7 protein-coding genes and 2 pseudogenes are annotated in these 6000 nt (G+C 73.1%); 6 read left to right on the forward strand and 3 right to left on the reverse strand.

Annotation, left to right across the window (positions count from 1 at the left end):
- The first annotated feature begins 182 nt into the window (after positions 1-182).
- From KCH_RS01220 to KCH_RS01235, 4 genes are all read left to right on the forward strand, one after another.
- The gene (locus KCH_RS01220; RefSeq protein WP_035858216.1) at positions 183-617 is read left to right on the forward strand and encodes an Hsp20/alpha crystallin family protein; all 435 of its coding nucleotides are present in this window, start codon (positions 183-185) and stop codon (positions 615-617) included.
- 125 nt (positions 618-742) lie between these two features.
- A complete protein-coding gene (locus KCH_RS01225) occupies positions 743-1084 on the forward strand; it encodes an STAS domain-containing protein (RefSeq protein WP_035858218.1) in 342 nt (113 codons plus the stop codon).
- The gene (locus KCH_RS01230; protein WP_035858220.1) at positions 1081-1485 is read left to right on the forward strand and encodes a DUF2267 domain-containing protein; all 405 of its coding nucleotides are present in this window, start codon (positions 1081-1083) and stop codon (positions 1483-1485) included. Before KCH_RS01225 ends, KCH_RS01230 begins: the two co-directional genes overlap by 4 nt.
- A 56-nt stretch (positions 1486-1541) precedes the next feature.
- A complete protein-coding gene (locus tag KCH_RS01235; RefSeq protein WP_035858222.1) occupies positions 1542-1940 on the forward strand; it encodes a DUF2267 domain-containing protein in 399 nt (132 codons plus the stop codon).
- A 120-nt stretch (positions 1941-2060) separates the two neighbouring features.
- Here the strand turns inward: KCH_RS01235 and KCH_RS01240 are convergent, their stop codons facing one another.
- The 3 genes from KCH_RS01240 to KCH_RS01250 form a co-directional block, all read right to left on the reverse strand.
- A complete protein-coding gene (locus KCH_RS01240; RefSeq protein ID WP_035858224.1) occupies positions 2061-2672 on the reverse strand; it encodes a TlpA disulfide reductase family protein in 612 nt (203 codons plus the stop codon).
- Positions 2673-2955: 283 nt separating this feature from the next.
- Complete coding sequence (locus tag KCH_RS01245) at positions 2956-3363, reverse strand: hypothetical protein (RefSeq protein WP_035858226.1); 408 nt, start codon at positions 3361-3363, stop codon at positions 2956-2958.
- Positions 3364-3759: 396 nt separating this feature from the next.
- Positions 3760-3981 (reverse strand): hypothetical protein, encoded by a 222-nt coding sequence (locus KCH_RS01250; RefSeq protein WP_035858228.1) that lies wholly within the window; start codon positions 3979-3981, stop codon positions 3760-3762.
- A gap of 146 nt (positions 3982-4127) precedes the next feature.
- Here KCH_RS01250 and KCH_RS43715 point away from each other — a divergent pair.
- Positions 4128-4268 (forward strand): annotated as a pseudogene (locus KCH_RS43715) (helix-turn-helix transcriptional regulator); the annotation flags it as partial.
- A gap of 184 nt (positions 4269-4452) precedes the next feature.
- Positions 4453-6000 (forward strand): annotated as a pseudogene (locus KCH_RS01255) (XRE family transcriptional regulator); the annotation flags it as partial.

The following is a 6000-nucleotide window of genomic DNA, read 5'->3' on the forward strand; positions in this document are numbered from 1 at the left end:
CGCGGCCAGGAACGAGGCGGGCTCGGCCGGCCGGGGCGGGCCGTCGGCGGGCTTGCGGGGCGTTCCACTCATGAACGTCACTCTATCGGTGACATGCCGACTTGTCATCGGATGGATGACGCGCTACAAAAGTGTCAGGTGAAGCGCACTGGCAACCGTTCGATCAGTGGAGGTGTTTCGCGATGCTGCTGCGCACTGACCCGTTCCGCGACCTGGACCGCCTGACCCAGCAGTTCCTGGGCAACACGGGAACCTGGTCGCGTCCGGCCCCGATGCCGCTGGACGCCTACCGGTCCGGCGACGAGTACGTGATCTGCTTCGACCTGCCGGGAGTCGATCCGGAGGCGATCGACATCGACGTCGAGCGGAACATGGTGACCGTCAAGGCCGAGCGCCGTCCGCACCAGGAGGGCGAGGGCGTGAAGTGGGAGCTGTCCGAGCGCCCGCTCGGCGTGTTCTCCCGCCAGGTCATGCTGTCCGACACGCTCGACCCCGCCGGGATCACCGCCGACTACGACGCCGGCGTGCTGACCCTGAGGATCCCGGTCGCCGAGAAGGCCAAGCCCCGCAAGGTCGCGATCAGCCACCGCGGCGACCGCAAGCAGATCAAGGCCTGACCGGCCGCCCTGACGCCGTTCCGCACCGCCCCTGCTCCGCCCCTCGGCGGGCGGGGCGGCCGGAACGCCCCGACCGCCGGCCGCCCGCACCCGCGCCGGCCCGTCCGCGACAGCGCAGAAACGCCATGAACGCCCGGACCAGCCACCCCTTCGTCGTACGGGGCGAGGGCGAGATCGACGTCGACACCGCCCCCGCGCTGTGCCGGGCGCTGGCCGACGCGCTCGAATCGCACCGGGAGGTGGTGCTCGATCTGTCGGAGGTGACGTTCATGGACTGCGCGGGCCTGGGCGCCCTCGTCCGGGCCCGCAACCAGGCCGACCGCAGCGGCAGGCGCCTGATCCTGTGCGGAGCCGGCCGCCGTGTCGTCCGACTGCTCGAACTCACCGGCCTGCACCGGCTCTTGGCCGTCGAGCCCCGACCGGGCCCGGTCTCGCCGGACCTTGCGACGGAGGGAGAAGCGCGATGACTCTTCGATGGGAGGCGTTCCTCGACGAGGTCCGGGAACGCGGCGAGTACGACACCGTGCAGGAGGCCGAGCGGGCCGCCCGGACCGTCCTGGCCCTGCTCGGCGCCCACCTGGTCGGCGACGTGCGCGCGGAACTGGCCGCCCGCCTGCCGGAGACCATGGCCCTGATCCTGCTCAACCCCTTGCAGGCCGCCGAGCCGCTCGGTCCGGAGCGGTTCGTGCGCGCGACCGCGGCCTGGATAGAGGGCGCCACCGAGGCCACTGCCCTGTGGGACATCGGCGCCGTCCTGTCCACGGTCGCCGAGGCCGCGGGCGACGACCTCACCGCGCGCGTCCTGCTCCAACTGCCGCCCGGCTACGACCTGCTGTTCGGCCGGCCGACGGCAGGCGAACGACCCTGACCACCCACCTCACGCCGCCGGCCGCAGGCGGCCGGCCCCAGGAAGGCTCCACGGTCATGACTCGCTACCGCCATCTCCTCCAGCAGATCCGCAGCCTCGGCCGCTACAGCTCCGACGAGGAAGCCGAACGGGTCCTCGACGCCGTCCTGACCCTCCTCGGCTCGCAGCTCACCGGTGACGAACGCTGCGAACTCGCCGCCGTCCTGCCCGAACGGGCCCGCGCCGTCTTCGCCGCCCAGCTCCCGCTGCCGCGTCCGGTCACCGCGCCCGCCTTCGTCGAGAGCCTCGCCCACGCCCTGGGCACCAGCCTCACCGCCGCCCGCTGGGACGCCTCGTCCGTGCTGGCCGCCCTCGCCGCACTAGCCGGCGACCACCTCGCCGACCGCCTGCTCGCTTGTCTGCCCCGCGGCTACGCCCTGCTGTTCGGCCGGGCGGACCTGGCCGCCGCCGCCTGACACCGACCACGGGCCCGGCCCCTCGGCCTGCCGGTCCGTCACGATCGGACGGACCGGCAGGCCGCCCGGGCGCATGACGTTCGGTCAGACTGGCCGGGCGGCAGGATGCGTGACAGTCCGTCAGGGCTTCGCGGGCGCCTGCTCCGCGAGCACCGGCCGGATCATGGCGTCGATGTCCTCCGAGCCCCGGGCGCCGAAGACGCGGGCGGCCATCCTGCCGTCCCGGTCGATCACCATGGTGGTGGGGATCGCCTGCGGGTTGAGGTTGCCCTTGGGGAACCTGAGGATCTGGGTGCCGTCGGGGTCGTAGAGGCTGGGGAAGGTGACGCCCTTGTTCTTCTCGAACGCGATGGCGTTGGCCGGGTCGTTGTCCCGGGTGTTGATCCCGAGGAACTGCACGTCCTGGCCCTGGTACTTCTGCCACAGCTCCTGCAGGCCCGCGGCCTCGGTGCGGCAGGCGCTGCACCAGGAGCCCCAGAGGTTCAGGACGACGACCTTGCCCCGGTAGTCGGACAGTTTGACCGGGCCGCCGTCCAGCGTGGCGCCCGAGATGTCCGGCGCCTCCTCCCGGTGGCCGGGGGCGGCGGTGGCGACCCCGCCCTTGACGCTGACCAGGCCGGTGCCTTCGCCGGACGAACTGGTCGAGGAGCCGGAGGAACAGCCGACCAGGGTCAGCACGAGGACGGCGGCCGCTGCCGCAAGCGAGGCGTGAGAACGCTTTGTGCCAGACATGCTGAGAGCATCCCACGGGAGGAGGGGCGGGTTTGACGAAGGGCGCGGTAGGGGGCATTCCGCTTGCTGGCCGGAGGCAGCCCGTCCCCGGCCCGACTTTCGCTCGGGAGTGCGGCCGCCGGCACGACGTGCCGGCGCGGCCTTCCGCGCGATGTCCATGGAAATGCGATTTCCATGATCACCCGAAAGGCCGCGCCGGCGCCGAGGAATTCCGGTGGAAGACACCGGTCCCGGCGTCAGCCGTTCGTCCGCGGCGGAGCCGGCCGACTCCACCGCCGACGGACTAGTTGTACTCGTTGGGGCTGATGATCTCGGAGGTGTAGTTCCCGTTCACGACGGCGTAGATGCCGGTAAAGTAGGTGCCGCCGCCGGAGACGGGACCGCCGTTGATGTGGCCCGGGGTGCAGCTGCCGGTACGGGTGCTGACGACGCTGCCGTTCTTGATCAGGTCCACGTAGATGGTGCAGTTGCTGGCGCTGCCCGAGATGTAGCCGTCCGGGAAGACGGTGCCGCTGCTGGCGGAGATACAGGAGTTGATCGACAGGCCGTAGCCGACGGAGACGTAGCCGGTGCAGCCGCCTCCGCTGGACTGGACGCCGGCGGAGGCCGTGCTCATCCCGAAGCCGCCGGCCAGCACGGCCGCCGCCCCCACGACGGCCACCCGGCGGGCGATGCGCGATGTGGTGATCATGAAGATTCCCTCCCGATTACCGATTGGCGACGCCCGGAAAGGGCGCCGACCCGATGCCGTGAGCATGTCATCAACAATTCCTTTCATTTGCCGGAAGCCGGAGAAAGTGATGCATGCCACACGGCAAAGCGCAAAATATTCGCCCACCTTCCATGAAGCGCCTGAAACAAAGCAAATGCCCCAAGGCGGGCAGGTTCGATGGGCTCGCAAAATGGAGATTTGCAGCCGAATGGTCGCCGGATATGTGGCCGATAAAAACCCGCCGATCCGTGCGGATGATCCCGAAATGATCGGGATGCCCGCCGGATGCGGGGCGCCGCGGACGCGCTTCCTCCGGCTCAAACGATCGAATCCGAGCCGTCGTCGCCGGTCCACCCGCCCCCGCTCCACGGGCCGTCAGTGGCGGTAGGCCGCCACGACCACCGCCAGCAGCAGGAGCAGCGCGGTGAGGCCGAGGCAGGCGCAGCCGCCGAGGCCGCGGCCGGTCTCGACCTGGCCGCCGGGGGCGACCTCGGGGTGGTGGGCGGCGTAGTGCTCCAGCAGTCGGCGTTCGGCGTCGGCGGCGTCGAGCCGGGGCGTGCGGTGTCCGCACTCGTCGCACCAGTAGCGGTGTGTCACGTCGGTTCCTCGCTCCGCGGTCTCGGGGCAGTGATCGTGGCGCGGCCCGGGGCGGGCGGACAGGTCGGGCGACCGGCCATCGGTGGCCGGTCGCCGCCGGTAGGCTCGCCCGGGTCCGTACTGGCGAGTAGGGAGGGGGCGGTCCGGTGGCAGATCAGCTCGGCGAGCTGTTACGCCGGCTGCGTGGTCGGGCGGGGCTGACGCAGGAGCAGGCGGCGGAGCGGTCCGGCGTGAGCATCCGGACCATCAGACGGCTGGAGCGCGGCGGTGCCACCGACCACCGGCTCGGCACGGTGCACCTGCTCGCCGACGCGCTCGACATCGACGAGGAGGACCGCCGGCTGCTGGCCCGGCTGCTCTCCGTGCCCCGCACGGGGCCGGCCCCGGAGCCTCGCGCCGAGGTCCCGCCGACGGCCCCGCCCCCGCGCCGCTCACCGCGCCCGCGCCGCCCCCGCGCCCGCGCCGGTCCTCGTGCCGGACAATCTGGCCGGTGCGGTACGGGAGTTGGCGACCGAGGTGCGGCGCCGTTGGCAGCGGGAGGAGGCGCAGCGGCAGGTCCACGACCCGTTCCCGTTGCCGGTGCGCTGGCGGCCGGCGCCGGCGGAGTTGACGGACCGTTCGGAGAACATCCAGCGGCTCGGGCCGGGCGAGGCGCCCGCCCGGATGGACCTGGACGGCGATCTGCGCAGCGTGCTGGAGGTCTACCGGCGCATCCCGTCCGGGCGGTTGGTGGTCCTGGGGCGGGCGGGCTCGGGCAAGACGGTCCTGGCGGTGCGGTTCCTGCTGGACTGCGTGGGGTCGCCGGCCGTCGGGGGCCGGGTGCCGGTGCTGCTCGGGGCGGCGTCGTGGGATCCGACGCGGACCGCCTTGCGGGACTGGCTGGTCGACCGGCTGCTGCGCGAGCACCCTTACCTGGCGCGTCGGGGCCCGTCCGGGTCGACGCTGGCCGCGGCCCTGGTGGACGCCGATCTGGTCCTGCCGGTCCTGGACGGGTTCGACGAGATCGCGGAGGGGCTGCGCTGCGAGGCCCTGCGGGTGTTGAACGCGACCTCGCTGCCGCTGGTGGTGACCAGTCGGCGTGCGGAGTTCGCCGGGGCGGTCCGGGAGGCGCGGGCGCCGCTGCTGTGGGCGGCGGCCGTCGAGTTGGCGGATCTCGCGCCGGACGACCTGCTCCACTACCTGCCGCGAACGGCCCGGGCGGTGGCCGGCGGCGCCGGGGACGGGTCGCGGTGGGACGCCGTGCTGGCGGAGGTCCGGGCGGGCCGGACCCCGGCGGCGGGGCGGCTGGCCGCGGTGCTGGCCACTCCGCTGATGGTCGGTCTGGCCCGGGCGGTCTACAGCGAGTCGCCCGACCGGGATCCGGCCGAGCTGCTCGACGCCGGGCGCTTCCCGAGCGAACGGGCCGTCGAGGAGCACCTGTTGGCGGATTTCGTGCCCGCCGTCTACCGGCGGCGGGTGCCGGAGCGGGACGCCGCGGGCGGGCGGCCCCGTTCCCGGGAGTGGGAGGCCGGGCGGGCCGGGCAGTGGCTGGCCCGGCTCGCCCATCATCTGGACGGGCTCGACCACGAACGGCAGGACCTGGCCTGGTGGCGGCTGGGCGGCTCGCTGTCGCGCTCGACCCGTACCGCCGTGGTCATGGCGTCGACCGCGCTGTGCGTCGCGGTGGCCGACTGGCTGGTGGGCCTGTGCACCGGGATCGGGGCTGCCGAACTCCTGCTCCAGGGCGCGCTGATGGGGCCGATCGCCGGACTGGCCTTCGGGGCGGTGTACGCGCTGCTGCTCGCCATCGGCGGCGAGGCGGTGTTCGAGCCGGGCCGGGTGCGGCTGCGGCTCCGGCTGCCCGGCGGCGGGGGCGGTCTCGGGCGGCGGCCGGTGCGGACCTTCGCCGCCCGGTTCCTGCACGGCCTGCTCGGCGGATTCCTGATGGGCGTCGGGTGCGCGGGTGCGAGCGCGCTGGAGCGGGCGCTGTACACGGATGCCGAACCGACCCGGCATCAACTGCTGGTGGGCACCCTGGTC

The organism is Kitasatospora cheerisanensis KCTC 2395 (assembly GCF_000696185.1).
Taxonomy (GTDB): domain Bacteria; phylum Actinomycetota; class Actinomycetes; order Streptomycetales; family Streptomycetaceae; genus Kitasatospora; species Kitasatospora cheerisanensis.